The sequence below is a fragment of the Paucimonas lemoignei genome, from assembly GCF_004342585.1.
GTDB lineage: Bacteria > Pseudomonadota > Gammaproteobacteria > Burkholderiales > Burkholderiaceae_D > Paucimonas > Paucimonas lemoignei.
The window spans coordinates 192,987-207,240 of sequence record NZ_SLZQ01000004.1 but is presented as its reverse complement, the minus strand read 5'-3'; the positions used below and the strand labels follow the sequence as shown (position 1 = coordinate 207,240).

Below are 14,254 nucleotides of genomic sequence, written 5' to 3'. Positions count from 1 at the left end.
CAATTGCGCTTGAGGAGCTTGTATGGCATTGCCCGCCGTTTTGCAAAACCTGCGTTTGCCGGTGATCTGTTCGCCGATGTTCATTGCCAGTGGCCCGCAGCTGGTGCTGGCGCAATGCAAGGCTGGCCTGGTAGGCGCCTTCCCTGCGCTCAACGCGCGCCCGGCGGAGTTACTCGACACCTGGCTGCATGAAATGCAGACGGAACTGGCGGCCTATCTCGCCGCGCATCCGCACGCCGTGATAGGGCCGATTGCGGTCAACCAGATCGTGCACCAGTCCAACGAACGGCTGGCGCAGGATGTCGAAGTCTGCGTGCGCCACCGCGTGCCGATCATCATTTCCAGCCTGCGCGCACCGCCGCCGGACATGCTGGCGGCGATCCATGGCTATGGCGGCATCGTGCTGCACGACGTGATCTCGATCCGGCATGCGCAAAAGGCGCTGGAAGCCGGCGTCGATGGCCTGGTGCTGGTCGCCGCCGGCGCCGGTGGCCATGCCGGCACCCTGTCGCCGTTTGCCCTGGTGGGAGAAGTGCGAAAATTCTTTTCCGGGCCGCTTGCCTTGTCGGGCGCGATTGCCACGGGTGATGCCATCCTGGCGGCGCAAGCCATGGGCGCGGATTTCGCCTATATCGGCTCGCGCTGGCTGGCGACGAAGGAAGCCAATATCAGCGAAGCCTATCGCCAGGCTATCCTCGATTCCAGCGCCGCCGATATCGTCTATACCAATTTGTTTACCGGCGTGCACGGCAACTACCTGAAGACATCGATTCAAGCCGCCGGTCTCGATCCGGATAATTTGCCGCAGGCAGACAAATCCAAAATGAATTTCAGTTCCGGTGGCAATAACGCTGCCAAAGCCTGGCGCGATATCTGGGGTGCGGGACAGGGCGTGGGCTTGATCGATGACGCGCCGGCCGTCGCCGACGTGGTGGCAAGGCTGGAGCAAGAATATCGCGCTGCCAGGGCGCGGCTGCAGGTGTAGCGGCTGGCTATCAGGCGCTCGCTATCAATTGCCTTTTATGCGAAGTCCAGTCATTCCTCCGGTAATCTTTACATGGCTTTGTAATTCCTACTGACAAAGGCCGTGCGCGACTTCATTTTTCGGCAAAGATGGCCGCAGATGCAAGCTGTTTCATGCGGCAGGGGCATAAGTCTGGGTGGTATGAGCATTGCATGAAAGCTGGTTTTGCCAATTCCTTTGTGGTGATGACTATGGCTCAACCTCCTCTGAAACAACGCCAAATCAAGACCGGGCCGCCGACCGCGCCGGGCGCGGCTCCCCGTTTGCCGCACGAACGCGATGAATCCTTCGACAGCCAGGATATCGGCGAACCGCGGGAAGATATCCAGCAAGCCTTTGAAGACCTGGAAAATGGATTGGTCGATACGGATCTGCGTGGCGTGTTGGGTGTCGATGAAGCGACCCGCGCGCGCTTCAATCAAACCGAACCCAGTCCGCCGGACCCTGCCCGCACACGCGACCCGAATGCCGAAAAGTTGCCGGATGGCCGGCCGAAAGAGAAGAAGTAACCCTGCCTGAAGCAGCGGGAGGCGTTGCCTGACGTCCTCCCGCCGCGCTGTCTGACTCCTCGCCCTTGCACCTTGATCCTGCCGGCAAGGTGCATCCCAGAAATAACGTTAATCGTTCTCAAAAATATAACGAATAATTAAAAAACGTTTGCGATCTTTGGTTGCCTGATATTTCATTCGCGCCAATCAGCCCGTATGCTCCTTATTCATTCCAGCCGAATGCTGGAAAGAGAGGTCATTGCCTCGTGGTGCAAAGATGGCGCTGCATACCTTAAGTCACATACCAACTGTTGGTCGGATTCGACCTTGATTGCGTCAACTGGATATTTGGGAGCCTTTCTCAGGAAAGGGCGGGAAGCGATGGCTGTTGCCAAGGCAGCGCCAGGTCCGTTTTTCGATAAGAGTGCGTTATTTGGCATGGATGAGTGGCTATGTTTGCTGGCGACGAGAAGGCAAATTCGATCGAGGCCCTGACCCGTTTCGCACAGGCGATCGACCAGGTGCCCCTTGTCGCCGTGCAGGGTTTCGACCGCGACGGCATCATCCGTGTCTGGAATGATGTCAGCGAAAAGCTGTATGGCATCTCGCGCAGCGAGGCGCTTGGCCGGCATATCCGCGACGTCCTGGTATCGTGCCGCCATCACCCGGGGTGGGAGGACGAGGTGGCGCGCATATGGCAGGCTGGCAAGCCGGCCGTGCCGCGCGATATGCAAGTCGCTACGCCTGCGGGCGGCCATGTATGGGTGTGCTCCACGATGTTCCCGATAAGAGAAGGTGAGCAGACCACAGGCATCTATTGCATCGATATCGATATCACCGAGCGCAAGCAGCGCGAACGTGACTTGCTGGACAAGGAAAGCCGCATCCGCGAATTGTTCACCAAGTCGGCGGATGCCATCATCATGATGCGCGAAGGGCAGATCCAGGAATTCAATCCGGCGGCGCTACGCCTGTTCGGCTATGGTCAGGATACCAACGGCCTGAAGGGGGCGGTCCCCTACCAGATCTCGCCGAAGTACCAGCCTGACGGCCGCCTGTCGCAAGAGAAGATGGAAGAAATGCATGCCATTGCGCTCAAGCATGGCAGCCACCGCTTCGAATGGCAGTACTGCACCCTGGATAAGCGCACATTCTGGGGCGAGGTGACATTGACGGTGCTGGATGGCAGCAGCGATGCCTTCATGTATGCCATCGTGCGCGATATCACCGACCGCAAGCGCGCGGAGCATGAATTACGGCTCTCGGCCCAGGTATTCGAAGGCAGCCGCGAAGGGATCGCCATCCTCGATGCGAAGTGGTGCATGATGCGCGTGAATGCGGCATTCACCGAGCTGACCGGATTGCAGGAGCAGGACATTGCCGGCGGCGGCAGGGATATATTGCGCTCGGACGTGCATGAGCCGGATTTTTATGAACGCATCAAGGAAACCGTGCAGCGCCACGGCCACTGGCAAGGCGAAATCTGGGGACGCCGCCGCAATGGCGAAAGCTTTCCTGCATGGGCTTCGGTATCGGCAGTGCGCAGCAGCGACCAGCGCATCGTCAACTACATCGTCATCTTTTCCGATATCTCGGAACGCAAGGCTGCCGAAGAGCGCATACGCCACCTGAGCGAGCATGACTTCCTGACGGGCTTGCCCAACCGCGTCTTGCTGCTGGACCGGATGCATCAAGCCATCGCTTCCGCGCGGCGCAATCGCGGCAAGCTCGCGGTGCTGTTTCTGGATCTGGACCGCTTCAAGAATATCAACGATTCGCTCGGCCACCATATCGGCGACAACCTCTTGCAGGCGCTCGCGGAGCGGCTGAAGAAGTGCGTGCGCAGTAACGACACCGTCAGCCGCCAGGGCGGCGATGAATTCGTCGTCATGCTGTCGAATATCGGCGATAGCGGACAGGTGGCGCATATCGCCGGCAATATCCTGCACGCCACCGGGATGCCCTTTTATATCGAAAGCCATACCCTGACCATCACCACCTGTGTCGGCATCAGCATGTATCCGGACGACGGCAACGACGTCGATACCCTGATCAAGAATGCCGACACGGCGATGTACCATGCCAAGGAAAGCGGCCGCAACAATTACCAGTTTTTTGATCACGACATGAATGTGCGCATGGTCGAGCGGCTGACGCTGGAGCACGAGTTGCGCGTGGCGCTGGATCAGAACCAACTCGTGCTGGAATACCAGCCGGAGCTGGACATCGGTTCCGGCCGGATCATCGGCGTGGAAGCCCTGCTGCGCTGGCAGCATCCCGAGGCTGGCTTATTGGCGCCCGCGCGGTTCTTGCATGCCGCCGAAGCATCCGGATTGATCGTCCCGATCGGCGACTGGGTCTTGCAGAATGCGTGCCGGCAGGCGAAAGCCTGGTATGACGAGGGCAAGCCCATGCGGGTTGGCGTCAACCTGTCGGTCATCCAGTTCCGGCAAAAGGACTTTTTGCAAAAGGTGCGCAAGACGCTGGAGCAAACCGGCTTGCCACCCCGTTACCTGGAACTTGAAATTACGGAAAGCGTATTGCTGGATGCATCCAGCAGTACGATGGCTACCATGCGCGCCTTGCGTGACATGGGCGTGGCGCTGGCGGTCGATGATTTTGGCACGGGCTACTCGAGCCTCAGTTACCTGAAGCACTTCCCCGTCGACAAGCTCAAGATCGACCAATCCTTCGTGCGCGATCTGGCTGACGATGTCAATGATGCCGCCATCATTCGCGCCATCCTGATCATGGCAAAGAGTTTAAAGCTGAAGGTGATTGCCGAAGGCGTGGAAACGATGGCGCAGTTGGATTTTTTGCGGGAACAGGGATGTGATGAATTCCAGGGGCACTATGTCACGCAGGCGGTGCGGCCGGCGGAATTGGCGCGTTTCCTGCAATAGGTGCAGCAGAGCGGGGCGCGGAAAAAAGCCGGCGGCATAAAAACGAAGCGCCGCCAGGCGCCCCACGAGACAAGTCCAGGAAGACGGTAATCCTCAGTTCAGTTGGTGCTGTTAAAGGGCGTCAATTCCGGCGCCATGCCAAAGCGGTTCGGCTCTTTTGCCGGTTGCACCAGCAGGTAAATGACGGCGATCCATCCCAATACGGGAATCAGCGCGATCAGCTGCAACCAGCCGCTCTTGTCGGTATCGTGCAGGCGACGTGCGGCCGTCGCGATCGACGGCACCAGGGTGGCGAGAGAAAACAGCATGCCGAGCAAGTCGCTGACGAAGGAAATCGCAAAGCCGCCGGCAACGATAAACAGCACAAACCACCAGTATTCCGACAGTGAGGCACGGCCATTGAAGTCCGCATATTTCGACAGGCAAGTCTTGATCGCATCCACAAACGTCATGTTATTTTTCTCCCTGATTGATTCTGATGAGTGAGTGTGGATCGCTGGCGCGCCTGAGCTCGCATCGCCGATCCATGTCAGGATCGTAGCGTTTTTTGGCTGGCGGATCTTGTAACTATTACCGGAAATTGGCACTTGACTAGCCGTGCAGATTTTGTCTGCGAGCCGCAATGCATGCGGAACAAGTCGGGACGGCTGGCCATGCGGCTATCGGTCTCCAGGCTTGGCCAGCCGTTAAGGCGTCAGCTGGTCGCGCCGGGCCGCAACTGATCCGAAGTGCCGCGCGCACTCAGGTTGATGCGTTCGCTCAGCCGTTCGACCAGTTTTTCATTGAAAGCGGGAATGTCGCCCGGACGGCGGCTGCTGATCCAGTTGCCGTCTTCCGCGACTTGCTGGTTGACCCAGTGGCCGCCGGCATTGTTGATATCGTCTTGCAGCGTCGGCCAGCTGGTGAGCGTGCGGCCTTTCACCAGTCCCGCCGATACCAGCAGCCAGGCGCCGTGGCAAATGACGGCAATGATCTTGCCTTCATCCTGAATGCGGCGGACGAATTGCTGGGCTTGCGGGGAAATGCGGATCTGGTCGGCATTGACGACACCACCGGGCAAGAGTACGGCATCGAAATCCTCAGGTTCGGCGTCATCGAAGGTCAGGTCGACATCAAAGGCATCGCCCTTGTCGACATGATGCAAGCCATGTACTTGCCCCAGATGCGTCGAAATCAAGCTGACGCTGGCGCCGGCTCGCTCCAGTGCTTCGCGCGGGCCGGTAAGTTCGACTTGCTCGAAGCCATCGGTAAGGAGTACCGCTACGCGGAGGCCGCCCAATTGCTGCAGATTGTCTTGCGCCCCTTGGGTATCTTGAGTGCTATCCATGATGCTGTCTCCATACGGGTCAAAACCAATGGAGTCATGCATAAGTGGAAAGTTCTAAGCCTTTTGGGCAATAGCCGACGCTACTTGCCAAACAGATTCTTCAGTGCCGAGCCGATGGATTGCGGCGCATTGCCTAATTGCTTTGCCAAGCCTTCGATGCTAATGCCAAGCAAGCCTGCGGTCGCCGCACCTATCGTTTTGGCAAAGCTCTCGTTGAGTGAAAAGCGGGGATCGTCGAGTCTGCCTTCCAGCGTGAATTGGACCGTGATGCGGTTGTTGCGGTCCTTTAATCCGGCAACGACCGCCTGACGCGGCAAGCCCATGAAGGTGCCGAAACCTCCGCCTTTTTCACTCAATTCCAGATCAATCAGCGTAATCTTGCCGGGCGCATGCAAGCGGTTGGCGGTCACGGTGGATTGCAATTGCAGGTCGAGCGTGCCGCGCTTGACCCCCGTCTCCGCTGCCTTGATGAGGTAGGGCTGCAACGTCAATAAGTCGACACCGGACAGGCGGGTGTCCAGTTTCGAATTTTTATTGGTCATCTCCAGCCAGCCGACGATGGTCAGTTTGCCGTCGCGCTTTATGCCTTTCACGATGCCATCAATCCGTACCTCGGTGCGGCCGCTCAGGCTCGGCACATTCAATTGCTCCGCCGTGACATGCAAGGCATCGAGGCGGATGCGGTGCGCCGGCTGCTTGATGCTGGCGTCATAAAATTCCACCTGGCTGCCGCGCAATTCGATTTTGCCGATCGATACCTCAACGGCATTGCCGCCACCTTTTTCTTCCGGCGCTTTTTTGGCTTCCAGCAGGCTGGGCAAGAGGCGCAAGCGGCCATTGCGGGTGCGCAGCACCGACAGGTAAGCATCGTCGATGGTGATGCTATGGATCTTGATATGCGAACGGTCCGATAGGAGGCCGCGCAAGTCCGGCACGATGACGATGCGGGCGGCATGCAAGGTTTCCTGAGCGGGCCAGTCGCGCGGCGCGCGGATGCGCAAGTCTTGCACTTCGATGGCGGACCAGCCGACATGGATGGCGCCGACCTGGCTATTTTCTCCGAGCGCCGCTTCGACCTGGGATTTCAGGAGCGAGGTGGCATAGCGCAAGCCGAAAAATCCAGCCCCCGCCAGCACCAGCAGCACCACCAGGGTAATGGCGGCGAAGCGAGCAAGCCGCCTTTGACGCATGCCGCCCGTGCCGCTCATGTGCCGGCCTTGGGTTTTTCGCTGTGGCGGCGCGCCTGTGCCATGCGCAGTCGCCAGGCTTTCATGTGCCAGCGGCAGTCGATGCGGCCGGTGACATTGCCTTGCGCATCCAGACCTTCCACCGGGCCGTGATAGACCGCGAACATTTCCGCGCCCTGCGGTGTTACAGGCCTATGCTCGGCGCCTTCGCGCTCCAGCAGATAGCAGCCCGCCCCGAACCACACATCCGGCTGGTCATCGTAGTAAAAGCCGCCCGCCAGCACGCAGCCTTCCACCGCGCCGACATGGCGATGCTTCGGCGCGTCAACGCCGGGCGCCATTCTGATCATCAGCGAGAACCGGCCGCTATCCGGGTCGGCATGCAGCAGCTTGAACTCTGCGCCCGGCAAAGCCCAGGGTACCCAGGGAAGGTCGTCAGGATGGCAATGAACCAGAGTGTCGCGTTGCATAGTGATTGCTCAGCTGAAACAATGGCTGCGATTGTCGCATGCAGCCGCCGCTTTTTGTAGATGTACACTCACAAAGCCGGCTAATAGAAAACGGCCAGCCACACCGTCTCTTCACTGGTGCTGGTCGACTCGACCCGATGGCGCACATGCGCCGGGATATTCACATAGTCGCCCGGCGACAGGTGCAGCGGTTCATCGCGGCCATCGATCGACAGGCTTGCCTGTCCCTTCAACAGCACCACCCACTCATGCTGGTCCTGGTCATACCAATAGCCGGCAGGCGAGGAGTGGCCATGCGACACGATACGTTCGATACGCACCTGCCCGGAGCCGGCCAGCATTTCCACGACTTCTTCGGGAAGTTGCTGAGGAATATTTTCGAAGAGATTAGCAAGTTTCATCGGCAAGATTCATTTTTGGAAAGCGCGTAGGCGCAAGTATAAGCCGCGCAAGTCTGCATTGCGGTAAGCGGGAACTCCAGTCTGGCATGACACCCTAATTATCAAATTTGTTGTCATTTCCGCCACGCACAATGGAGAGACTTATGGAGTCAACACTGAATTCAGCGGGGCAAGCTGCTGCGCCACGCCAAGCCCCAGCCCTCTACAACCCACCCAATACGCCGCTGGCCCCCGCGTCGGCACAGCATGACGAGCAAGCGTTTTCCGGTGTCGCCTCGTATGGCCGTTCTGCCGGCAGCGCCCGTTCGCGTCCGCAACAACGGCATAGCAGCGCTGCGAATCTGGCAAAGGGCTTGGGGTGGCTCAGTATCGGACTCGGTGTTGCCCAGTTGCTGGCGCCGCGCGCAGTGTCGCGCGCCGCCGGCGTCGATGAACATCCCATGCTCTTGCGCGCGGTCGGCTTGCGCGAGATTGCCAGCGGCGCCGGCATCCTGAGCCAGCCGCGCCAGCAGGGCAACTGGCTATGGTCGCGCGTGGCGGGCGACATCATGGATCTGGCGCTGCTCGGCGTGGCGGCGCAGACGACCAGCCGCTTCCACCGTAAGCGCCGCCAGCGCATCGGCATGGCCACCGCCATCGTCGCCGGCATCACCGTGCTCGACGTCATGTCCAGCATGCGCGAGAAGCGCGAAGCGCGCCAATCCAGCATGTCGGTCGTGCAAACCACCAAGCCGGGCGAAGTAGATGTCCAGAAGAGCATCACGGTCAACAAGTCGCCGGAAGAATGCTACCGCTTCTGGCGTGACTTCCAGAATTTCCCGCGTTTCATGAAGCACCTGGAAGAGGTCAGTGTGACTGGCGATACCAAGTCACACTGGCGCGCGAAGGCGCCGGGCGGCACGACCGTCGAATGGGATGCCGAAATCACGGTAGACCATCCGGGTGAACTATTGGCCTGGCATTCGCTGGAAGGCGCCGACATTGAAAATGCCGGCACGGTGCGATTTGAGCGGGGTGCCGGCGGGCGCGGCACCGTGATCCGGATCGACCTGCTGTATAGCCCGCCGGGGGGCAAGGCCTGGTCAGTCCTGGCGAAACTCTTTGGCGAAGAGCCGGAACTGCAAATCGACCAGGACCTCCGGCGCTTCAAGCAATTGATGGAAACCGGCGAGATTCCGACCACGGTCGGCCAGCCGTCAGGGCCGCGCAGCATGATCACGCGTTTATTGTTCAAACAGGGAGAACCGGGATGAAAGCAAATGTCTGGCATGGCAAGAACAAGCTGCAAGTCGATAACGTTCCCGACCCGACCATCCTCAATCCGCGCGATGCGATCCTGAAGATCACCTCCACGGCGATCTGCGGCTCCGACCTGCATCTGCTGGACGGCTATGTGCCGACCATGGAAAAGGGCGACATCCTCGGCCACGAATTCATGGGCGAAGTGGTCGAGCTCGGCAGCGCTGTCACCAACCTGAAAATCGGCGACCGCGTGGTGGTGCCGTTTACCATCTCGTGCGGTCATTGCCTGAGCTGCGAGGAAAAGCTGTATTCGCTGTGCGAGAACTCCAATCCCAATGCCTGGATGGCGGAAAAGATGTGGGGGCATTCACCGGCCGGCATTTTCGGCTACTCGCATCTGACCGGCGGCTATGCAGGCGGCCAGGCGGAATATGTGCGCGTGCCCTATGCCGATGTCGGCTGCTTCAAGGTGCCGAATGACATGAGCGACGACCAGGTGCTCTTCCTGTCCGATATTTTGCCGACCGGCTGGATGGCGGCGGAAAATTGCAGTATCGAGCCGGGCGATGTCGTGGCGATCTGGGGTTGCGGCCCGGTCGGCTTGTTCGCCATCCAGAGCGCCTTCGTGCAGGGGGCGGAACGCGTGATCGCCATCGACCGTTTCCCTGAACGTTTGCGCATGGCCAAAAAGCTGCGTGCCGAAACGCTCAATTACGAAGAGGTCAGCGTGCTAGAAGCCTTGAAGCAGCTGACTGGCGGACGCGGCCCGGATGCCTGCATCGACGCCGTCGGCATGGAAGCGCATGGCGTCGGCATGGTGGGCGCGTATGACACGATCAAGCAGGCGGTAAGGATGGAGTCCGACCGGCCCATCGCGCTGCGCGAAGCCATGATGGCATGCCGCAACGGCGGCACGGTATCGGTGCCCGGCGTATATGGCGGCTTGATCGACAAGGTGCCGTTCGGCTCGGTGATGAACCGCTCGCTGACCATCAAGACCGGCCAGACGCATGTGCAGCGTTACATGCAACCCTTGCTGGAACGGATCCAGAAGGGCGAGATCGATACCACCTGCATCATCACGCATCATTTGCCGCTGGACGAGGCGCCGCACGGCTACGATCTCTTCAAGAACAAGCAGGATGAATGCATCAAGGTCGTGCTGAAGCCCTAAGTGTGAGTTAGGGCTGGACGGCGGCAGGGTGGGCAGCGGCAAGGCCTGTTTGTCCACCCTGCCGCTCAATTCATGCATCTGGCCTGCGGGCGGCTAACGAGGCTTCTCGTCAGTGCAGCGATTGCGGCAGCATCAGGGGTGAACGCAGACTGATGATCTGGTGCACATCGTCTTCATCCACCACCTCTACGCTGTTCAAGCCGGTGGCGTCGATGTCGATGTACACTTCCTGCGGATGACGGATCATGTGGTCCAGTCCTTCCATCACTACTTCGAACACATCGCTTTTCGGATCATAGACAAGGCCGTACAAGGGCAGCCATTCCGCTTCGATCTGATGACCGAGCTTCAAGGAATCCACGGCAATCTCTGCGGTTTTGCCGGTTAACATCCGCGACATGGCGTCAAAATAGGGGTGCCATGCTTCCTTCTGCAGTTTCGACACGCTCATATCCATCTCCAATTAGGCTGGGAGTGATAAAGGATTTAGGCCGATAAACAGCGCAATCGTTCCTTTCCTCAGCAAAGCCTCTCCGTGACGGTGTTGAGCGGCAAAGCGTCAGGCCGGACGACGATGGTGATGCACCAGCTCCAGCGCGACCCGACGCGCTTCCGCCTCGGCTAACTGTTCGTTAGGAAAAATTTTTTCAAACGAGACATGGTGACGCGGATAAATCGCATTCATGTGCATGGGATTGTGCGAGGGGCCATACACGGTGACATAGGCGCCCCAGCCCTCGTGCTGCGGCAGGAGTACGCCCTCATACTCGATTTCATATTCATCGATTATTTCCAAAGGCATGGCAACCTCCGTGGAAAAAAATCATCTTTGACTAAACGCGCTTCACGATTCGGCAAGCCATGCTAGCGTAAGCGCTATAAACAATGATGGATGGTCATCGTACATGGAGAAGCACCATGCCTATTGAAGAATACAAGCGCCGCACCGGAAAGCAATTGACTTACACGATCGAATACGATCATGGAGAGTATTTTATTTTTCAGAATGGCCTGATGAAAAAGGCTTTTCCCGACGCCATGGCAACCGGCATTCCTTTCAAGGAAGCCAAGCCGGATTTGATGCTGAAGCTAGCCATCGGCGATATCGAATCCTTGAATGGCATGGATGAATGAAAAGGAGTTGCCATGCAATCGACATTCCAGGCATCGGATTCCGGCCAGGCGGTAATCCAGAATGCTTCCGCCATCGGCAATGAAAAACTGGTCGTGACGCTGCATGGGGAAAGCGGCAAGTCCGTGGGCATCCAGATTCGTGAAGACACGGATGGCCAGGATCTCGTTTCCAGCGAAATCACGATCAACCAGGCAGGCTTGCAGCAACTGGTGCAATGGCTGCGCGAGCAGGGCGTGGTGGAATAGGTAGCCCAGAACGCGCAGCGCCAAGTTATCTCACCAGGCGGGGCTTAGAAGATATATGTGATGCCAATGCGGATAACGGGATAGACGCGGTAATCGTCTGCTTTGTCGGCCAGCCGAAGATTTTCGGCGGCAACGTCGTTGGCAATCTGGTTGCAGATCGCCGGGCCCGCTGAACAGCCATTCAGGCTCAGGGAAGTGCGCGCCTTCCCTTGATAGAACGCGCCCAAATCGGAAGAGAGGCTCCAGCCTCTGGTTCTGGACGCGGCATTGCCCCAGCCGATGCCCACATACGGAGCAAAATTGCGGAAATCGATGCGGCCATTGAGCGTGCCGGCAGTCGCCGCATTATAGACATTGCCGTTAAGCGTATAGGTGCCGGCGGTGGGCAGGCCAACGGCATCCACCTTGTTGCCGTTATAGATGACGCCTGCCGTCAAACGAAATTGATTCGCGGTGGGAAACCAATCCAGTAACGCATCCACGGTACGTAGCTTGAGCTTGAAGTCATAGTCCACGTTACTGGTCGAGCCGTCGAAGCTGTAATTCAACACATTGGCACCAATGCGGGCATTGATGCTGGAAGTCAGCGGCACGCTGAAATGCACGCCCACGCCTGTGGTACCAAGTTCGCCGGTGACGCCAACCGCATGCGCCGCGTTAGCCGCCAGCGCGCCAAAAAGAGCCAAAAGAAGAGTGCTGTTTGTCTTCATTTTTCCTCGGGATATCGTTGAGATGAAAAGTGTTCATGCAAGGGAAGAACACCTCATCATAGGCAGGAAAAATGTTGTAAGCCTTTGATTACATATAAATTGAAGCAGTATTCTGCACGGCGATGGCGGCATGCGGCCTAAAAAATTCCCTAGGCTTGCGTGCGGGTGGGAATCGATCGATTCCTGTTGGAATGGCTGGCGGAGAGGGCAGGGAGGCAGGAAGGAGGCGACCCCGGATGCCGATACAAGCCATCCGGGATGAATGCGCGTTATTACCGGGTCACCGGCTTGTAACGCACGCGTTTTGGCTTGGCCGCTTCTTCGCCGAGGCGCTTGATCTTGTCGGCTTCGTATTCCTGGTAATTACCGTCGAAGAAAGTCACTTGCGAATTGCCTTCGAACGCCAGGATATGCGTGGCGATACGGTCCAGGAACCAGCGGTCATGCGAAATCACCAGCACGCTGCCGGCGAATTCCAGCAAGGCGTCTTCCAGCGCGCGCAGGGTTTCCACGTCGAGGTCGTTTGACGGTTCGTCCAGCAACAAGACATTGCCGCCCATGAGCAGGGTCTTGGCCAAGTGCAGACGCCCGCGTTCACCGCCCGACAGGTTGCCGACGACTTTCTGCTGGTCGCTTCCCTTGAAATTGAAGCGGCCGAGGTAAGCGCGTGACGGCATTTCAAAGCGGCCCACGGTCAGGATATCGGCGCCATTCGACACGTCTTCCCACACGGTTTTCTTGCTATCGAGTTCTTCGCGCGACTGATCCACCAGCGACAGCTTCACGGTCGGGCCAACCACCACTTCGCCGCTATCCGGTTGTTCCTTGCCGGCGATCATTTTGAACAGGGTCGATTTACCGGCACCGTTGGGACCGATGATGCCGACGATGGCGCCCGGAGGAATCTTGAACGAGAGATTGTCGATCAAGAGGCGATCGCCGAAAGCTTTCGAGACATTCTTGAATTCGATGACTTCGTTACCCAGGCGCTCGGCGACCGGAATGAAGATTTCCTGCGTCTCGTTGCGCTTTTGGTAATCGTATTCGGAGAGTTCATTGAAGCGGGCCAGGCGTGCCTTGCTCTTGGCTTGGCGACCCTTGGGGTTTTGCCGCACCCATTCCAATTCCTTGGCGATGGTCTTCTGACGCGCGCTTTCGCTGGCTTCTTCCTGCTTCAGGCGCGCTTCCTTTTGTTCCAGCCAGGAGCTGTAATTGCCTTTCCAGGGAATGCCGTGGCCGCGGTCCAGTTCCAGGATCCATTCGGCAGCGTTGTCGAGGAAGTAGCGGTCATGGGTGATGCCGACCACGGTGCCGGGGAAGCGCTGCAGGAATTGCTCCAGCCAGTCGACCGATTCCGCATCCAGGTGGTTGGTCGGCTCGTCCAGCAAGAGCATGTCGGGTTTGGACAAGAGTAGGCGGCACAGCGCGACGCGGCGCTTTTCACCGCCGGACAACACGCCGATCTTGGCTTCCCACGGCGGCAGGCGCAGCGCATCGGCTGCCATTTCCAGTTGCTGGTTCAGGCTATTGCCATCGCTTGCGGCAATGATCGCTTCCAGGCGTGCCTGTTCGGCGGCCAGCGCATCAAAGTCGGCGTCTTCCTCGGCATAGGCGGCATACACGGCGTCGAGCTTGGCTTGCGCCTCGAACACTTCGCCAAGGGCCGACTCCACGGCCTGGCGCACGGTCTGTTCCGGATCGAGCTGCGGCTCCTGCGGCAGGTAACCGATGTTCAGACCCGGCATCGGGATCGCTTCGCCTTCGATATCCTTGTCGATGCCAGCCATGATTTTCAGCAGGGTGGATTTGCCCGAACCATTCAGGCCGAGCACGCCGATCTTTGCTCCAGGGAAGAAGGAAAGAGAAATATCTTTAAGAATATGACGCTTGGGCGGCACGATCTTGCCCACGCGATTCATGGTGTAAACGTAGTTAGCCATTATGGATA

At 58.5% G+C, this 14,254-nt stretch carries 16 protein-coding genes; 7 read left to right on the top strand and 9 right to left on the bottom strand.

The window, feature by feature from the left end; all coding sequences use genetic code 11:
• Window positions 1-22: 22 nt before the first annotated feature.
• The 3 genes from EDC30_RS08295 to EDC30_RS08285 all read left to right on the top strand — a co-directional run bounded on the left by EDC30_RS08295 (window position 23) and on the right by EDC30_RS08285 (window position 4,415).
• Window positions 23-985 carry an NAD(P)H-dependent flavin oxidoreductase gene (locus EDC30_RS08295; protein WP_132258355.1) on the top strand — a complete coding sequence of 321 codons (963 nt, stop codon included), beginning with the start codon at window positions 23-25 and terminating at the stop codon, window positions 983-985.
• Between the two features lie 230 nt (window positions 986-1,215).
• Window positions 1,216-1,533, top strand: a complete 318-nt coding sequence (locus tag EDC30_RS19590; protein WP_207907240.1) for a hypothetical protein — start codon at window positions 1,216-1,218, stop codon at window positions 1,531-1,533.
• A gap of 431 nt (window positions 1,534-1,964) precedes the next feature.
• Window positions 1,965-4,415, top strand: coding sequence for a sensor domain-containing protein (locus tag EDC30_RS08285; RefSeq protein ID WP_132258505.1), 2,451 nt, complete (start codon window positions 1,965-1,967; stop codon window positions 4,413-4,415).
• Window positions 4,416-4,513: 98 nt separating this feature from the next.
• On the opposite strand, the gene EDC30_RS08280 is transcribed toward EDC30_RS08285, so the two are convergent.
• From EDC30_RS08280 to EDC30_RS08260, 5 genes are all read right to left on the bottom strand, one after another.
• Complete coding sequence (locus EDC30_RS08280; protein WP_132258354.1) at window positions 4,514-4,867, bottom strand: DUF805 domain-containing protein; 354 nt, start codon at window positions 4,865-4,867, stop codon at window positions 4,514-4,516.
• A 242-nt stretch (window positions 4,868-5,109) separates the two neighbouring features.
• Entirely contained in the window at window positions 5,110-5,742 is a 633-nt protein-coding gene (locus EDC30_RS08275; protein WP_132258353.1) for a type 1 glutamine amidotransferase domain-containing protein, read from the bottom strand.
• Between the two features lie 80 nt (window positions 5,743-5,822).
• Window positions 5,823-6,950 (bottom strand): DUF748 domain-containing protein, encoded by a 1,128-nt coding sequence (locus tag EDC30_RS08270; RefSeq protein ID WP_132258352.1) that lies wholly within the window; start codon window positions 6,948-6,950, stop codon window positions 5,823-5,825.
• Window positions 6,947-7,399 (bottom strand): 2,4'-dihydroxyacetophenone dioxygenase family protein, encoded by a 453-nt coding sequence (locus EDC30_RS08265; protein WP_132258351.1) that lies wholly within the window; start codon window positions 7,397-7,399, stop codon window positions 6,947-6,949. The genes EDC30_RS08270 and EDC30_RS08265 overlap by 4 nt, the downstream gene beginning before the upstream one ends.
• An 80-nt stretch (window positions 7,400-7,479) precedes the next feature.
• Window positions 7,480-7,800, bottom strand: coding sequence for a cupin domain-containing protein (locus EDC30_RS08260; protein WP_132258350.1), 321 nt, complete (start codon window positions 7,798-7,800; stop codon window positions 7,480-7,482).
• Between the two features lie 143 nt (window positions 7,801-7,943).
• Between EDC30_RS08260 and EDC30_RS08255 the strand changes: the two genes are divergently transcribed.
• Together EDC30_RS08255 and EDC30_RS08250 are read left to right on the top strand one after the other, a co-directional pair.
• Window positions 7,944-9,053: an SRPBCC family protein gene (locus EDC30_RS08255; protein ID WP_132258349.1), complete on the top strand. Its 1,110-nt coding sequence runs from the start codon at window positions 7,944-7,946 to the stop codon at window positions 9,051-9,053.
• A complete protein-coding gene (locus EDC30_RS08250) occupies window positions 9,050-10,216 on the top strand; it encodes a zinc-dependent alcohol dehydrogenase (RefSeq protein WP_132258348.1) in 1,167 nt (388 codons plus the stop codon). The genes EDC30_RS08255 and EDC30_RS08250 overlap by 4 nt, the downstream gene beginning before the upstream one ends.
• Before the next feature lie 109 nt (window positions 10,217-10,325).
• Here EDC30_RS08250 and EDC30_RS08245 read toward each other — a convergent pair whose 3' ends face one another.
• Both EDC30_RS08245 and EDC30_RS08240 read right to left on the bottom strand, forming a co-directional pair.
• Complete coding sequence (locus EDC30_RS08245; RefSeq protein ID WP_132258347.1) at window positions 10,326-10,667, bottom strand: DUF5335 domain-containing protein; 342 nt, start codon at window positions 10,665-10,667, stop codon at window positions 10,326-10,328.
• Window positions 10,668-10,775: 108 nt separating this feature from the next.
• Window positions 10,776-11,018 (bottom strand): hypothetical protein, encoded by a 243-nt coding sequence (locus tag EDC30_RS08240; protein ID WP_132258346.1) that lies wholly within the window; start codon window positions 11,016-11,018, stop codon window positions 10,776-10,778.
• A gap of 116 nt (window positions 11,019-11,134) precedes the next feature.
• On the opposite strand from EDC30_RS08240, the gene EDC30_RS08235 reads away from it, so the two are divergent.
• Both EDC30_RS08235 and EDC30_RS08230 read left to right on the top strand, forming a co-directional pair.
• Window positions 11,135-11,350, top strand: coding sequence for a hypothetical protein (locus EDC30_RS08235; RefSeq protein ID WP_132258345.1), 216 nt, complete (start codon window positions 11,135-11,137; stop codon window positions 11,348-11,350).
• Window positions 11,351-11,362: 12 nt separating this feature from the next.
• Entirely contained in the window at window positions 11,363-11,596 is a 234-nt protein-coding gene (locus EDC30_RS08230) for a hypothetical protein (RefSeq protein WP_132258344.1), read from the top strand.
• Window positions 11,597-11,640: 44 nt separating this feature from the next.
• Here the strand turns inward: EDC30_RS08230 and EDC30_RS08225 are convergent, their stop codons facing one another.
• Together EDC30_RS08225 and ettA are read right to left on the bottom strand one after the other, a co-directional pair.
• Window positions 11,641-12,306, bottom strand: a complete 666-nt coding sequence (locus EDC30_RS08225) for an AsmA family protein (RefSeq protein WP_207907239.1) — start codon at window positions 12,304-12,306, stop codon at window positions 11,641-11,643.
• Window positions 12,307-12,578: 272 nt separating this feature from the next.
• Entirely contained in the window at window positions 12,579-14,246 is a 1,668-nt protein-coding gene (gene ettA / locus EDC30_RS08220) for an energy-dependent translational throttle protein EttA (protein ID WP_132258343.1), read from the bottom strand.
• Between the last annotated feature and the right edge of the window lie 8 nt (window positions 14,247-14,254).

Excerpts from the sequence above, each read along its gene's own strand:
- EDC30_RS08245 (WP_132258347.1), bottom strand. The coding sequence starts at position 10,667 with ATGAGCGTGTCGAAACTGCAGAAGGAAGCATGGCACCCCTATTTTGAC.
- EDC30_RS08235 (WP_132258345.1), top strand. The coding sequence starts at position 11,135 with ATGCCTATTGAAGAATACAAGCGCCGCACCGGAAAGCAATTGACTTAC.
- EDC30_RS08250 (WP_132258348.1), top strand. The coding sequence starts at position 9,050 with ATGAAAGCAAATGTCTGGCATGGCAAGAACAAGCTGCAAGTCGATAAC.
- EDC30_RS08280 (WP_132258354.1), bottom strand. The coding sequence starts at position 4,867 with ATGACGTTTGTGGATGCGATCAAGACTTGCCTGTCGAAATATGCGGAC.
- ettA (WP_132258343.1), bottom strand. The coding sequence starts at position 14,246 with ATGGCTAACTACGTTTACACCATGAATCGCGTGGGCAAGATCGTGCCG.
- EDC30_RS08225 (WP_207907239.1), bottom strand. The coding sequence starts at position 12,306 with ATGAAGACAAACAGCACTCTTCTTTTGGCTCTTTTTGGCGCGCTGGCG.
- EDC30_RS08275 (WP_132258353.1), bottom strand. The coding sequence starts at position 5,742 with ATGGATAGCACTCAAGATACCCAAGGGGCGCAAGACAATCTGCAGCAA.
- EDC30_RS08255 (WP_132258349.1), top strand. The coding sequence starts at position 7,944 with ATGGAGTCAACACTGAATTCAGCGGGGCAAGCTGCTGCGCCACGCCAA.
- EDC30_RS08260 (WP_132258350.1), bottom strand. The coding sequence starts at position 7,800 with ATGAAACTTGCTAATCTCTTCGAAAATATTCCTCAGCAACTTCCCGAA.
- EDC30_RS08240 (WP_132258346.1), bottom strand. The coding sequence starts at position 11,018 with ATGCCTTTGGAAATAATCGATGAATATGAAATCGAGTATGAGGGCGTA.
- EDC30_RS08230 (WP_132258344.1), top strand. The coding sequence starts at position 11,363 with ATGCAATCGACATTCCAGGCATCGGATTCCGGCCAGGCGGTAATCCAG.
- EDC30_RS08270 (WP_132258352.1), bottom strand. The coding sequence starts at position 6,950 with ATGAGCGGCACGGGCGGCATGCGTCAAAGGCGGCTTGCTCGCTTCGCC.
- EDC30_RS19590 (WP_207907240.1), top strand. The coding sequence starts at position 1,216 with ATGGCTCAACCTCCTCTGAAACAACGCCAAATCAAGACCGGGCCGCCG.
- EDC30_RS08265 (WP_132258351.1), bottom strand. The coding sequence starts at position 7,399 with ATGCAACGCGACACTCTGGTTCATTGCCATCCTGACGACCTTCCCTGG.
- EDC30_RS08295 (WP_132258355.1), top strand. The coding sequence starts at position 23 with ATGGCATTGCCCGCCGTTTTGCAAAACCTGCGTTTGCCGGTGATCTGT.
- EDC30_RS08285 (WP_132258505.1), top strand. The coding sequence starts at position 1,965 with ATGTTTGCTGGCGACGAGAAGGCAAATTCGATCGAGGCCCTGACCCGT.